The sequence below is a fragment of the Escherichia sp. E4385 genome (assembly GCF_963883145.1).
Lineage (GTDB): Bacteria > Pseudomonadota > Gammaproteobacteria > Enterobacterales > Enterobacteriaceae > Escherichia.
Window position 1 is genome coordinate 1 of record NZ_CAWOOJ010000039.1, and the last position, 1,861, is coordinate 1,861.

Sequence of the window (1,861 nt, forward strand, 5' to 3'; positions counted from 1 at the left end):
TTGGTTTGGGAGAAGGCTCGGCGCTGCCTGTTGGTGTACCTGTTCCGTGGCCTTCAGCCACACCGCCGACAGGCTGGCTGAAATGCAACGGCGCTGCCTTTGATAAGGTGAAATATCCAACTCTTGCCAAAGCATACCCGTCAGGAAAACTGCCTGATTTACGCGGTGAGTTTATTCGTGGCTGGGATGATGGACGCGGTGTAGACAGTGGACGATCACTACTCAGTGGTCAGGATGCAACTTTTATTCGTACAGCGTTACAGGATTATTACGGGGTTGATACAGCAACCTCTGTCAAGGTGGGGATAGCATTTGCTTCCGCCGATAAAGTACAAACAAGCGGGATACCTGCTAATTCTAAAGCTGGCGACAGCAGTAACTATGTTCCGGCTTCGTCTGATAACTCCATTACGGGAACGCAGAAAACAGCAGAAGACGGTTTTAATAGTGCATGGATATCAGTACGACCACGTAATACATCATTTAATTATATTGTGAGAGCTGCATAATGGATAACGCGATATTGAATAATGAACTTATTGCCGTACAGGCAGGAAGCATCATTGTTTACAACTATGACAGTGAGACGCGGGAATATATTTCCTCATCAACTGAATATCTTGCTGTGGGAGTCGGTATTCCGGCATATTCTTGTTTAGACGCACCTGGTATACATAAGGCTGGTTATGCAATCTGCCGTTCAGTAGATTTAAACTCATGGGAATATATGCCAGACCATCGCGGTGAAATTATCTATAGCACCGAAACAGGAGAAGCAAAAGAAATCACGGTGCCGGGTGATTACCCTGAAAATACAACCACTATCGCCCCGTTAACGCCATACGATAAATGGGATGGTGAAAAATGGGTGACGGATACTGAGGCACAACACGGTGCCGCAGTAGAAGCGGCAGAAGCACAGCGCCAGTCGCTGATTGATGCAGCTATGGCTTCCATTAGTCTGATTCAACTGAAATTACAGGCCGGACGGAAGCTGACACAGGCAGAAACAACCCGCCTTAATGCTGTGCTGGATTACATTGACGCAGTGACGGCAGCAGATACCAGCACCGCGCCGGATGTCATCTGGCCTGAACTGCCGGAGGCGTAGGCCATTCAATATCTGGAGCACTGGAAATATCGACCAATTCCAGTGCATCCAGATAATCCAGCCACAAATTATATTGAGCCAGTTCTTCGCCTTTCAGACGGCCTATGACAGCCTTGCCAGGCCACTGCTTGTTGTTAATATAATCATTGACATTATCGATGCGTCGTTGTTTTTCGCGGATTGCCGAGGCAATGAGTTGTTCTGGCGTCGGTTCCGGTGCATCTGCCCATGCCGGCATCCCATTATCTCCGGCAACCCGGACTTTTCCGGGATTCACTCTCATAAATTCCAGGAAAACATCTTCTCCAACTTCCACACCACTTTCCGGCCAGGTGTTTGTACGCTCATAGTCCACTTTCAAAATAAATGGATAAAAGGCATTTGTTTTACTGTCGTAAAGATATTTATTCATCTTTCAGAAGCCTATCAAAATACATGAACCACCAGAAATAGAGTCACTGGCGCGAGAAATAATTGTTGATGTTGGCCCTGTCCCAACATTTATTGCAAACGTGGTAATTCTACCGCTGGTTGGCTCATATCCGGCACCAACAGCAAAGCCTAAAATCCCCCCGGGAAAAGGAATAGGTAAGTTGATAACTTGGTCGCCATCATGAGGAGGGATATAAACCCATTGAATAATTTTACTTGGTAGTTTTTGCCAGTAGCGTTCAGACTGAAAACTCTCCATATCAGGTATCTGATTCGCCCCTGTCCCTACATCCCGTTTTGCCGCTTCTCCCAAACCAA

At 46.9% G+C, this 1,861-nt stretch carries 3 protein-coding genes and 1 pseudogene; 2 read left to right on the forward strand and 2 right to left on the reverse strand.

Features of this window, described 5'->3' with window-relative positions; genetic code table 11:
• Together AACS80_RS23810 and AACS80_RS23815 are read left to right on the forward strand one after the other, a co-directional pair.
• Nucleotides 1–509: phage tail protein (locus AACS80_RS23810; RefSeq protein ID WP_240730964.1), on the forward strand; the 509-nt coding region annotated here is incomplete at its 5' end.
• Complete coding sequence (locus tag AACS80_RS23815) at nucleotides 509–1,111, forward strand: tail fiber assembly protein (RefSeq protein WP_135410046.1); 603 nt, start codon at nucleotides 509–511, stop codon at nucleotides 1,109–1,111. The genes AACS80_RS23810 and AACS80_RS23815, both read left to right, overlap by 1 nt.
• On the opposite strand, the gene AACS80_RS23820 is transcribed toward AACS80_RS23815, so the two are convergent.
• The gene (locus AACS80_RS23820) at nucleotides 1,083–1,523 is read right to left on the reverse strand and encodes a tail fiber assembly protein (RefSeq protein ID WP_135410047.1); all 441 of its coding nucleotides are present in this window, start codon (nucleotides 1,521–1,523) and stop codon (nucleotides 1,083–1,085) included. The two genes, AACS80_RS23815 and AACS80_RS23820, sit on opposite strands and share 29 nt — an antisense overlap.
• Nucleotides 1,524–1,526: 3 nt before the next feature.
• Nucleotides 1,527–1,861 (reverse strand): annotated as a pseudogene (locus AACS80_RS23825) (hypothetical protein); the annotation flags it as partial.

Bases quoted from the DNA above. Each gene is read 5' to 3' on its own strand.
- AACS80_RS23815 (WP_135410046.1), top strand. From the start codon at position 509: ATGGATAACGCGATATTGAATAATGAACTTATTGCCGTACAGGCAGGA.
- AACS80_RS23820 (WP_135410047.1), bottom strand. From the start codon at position 1,523: ATGAATAAATATCTTTACGACAGTAAAACAAATGCCTTTTATCCATTT.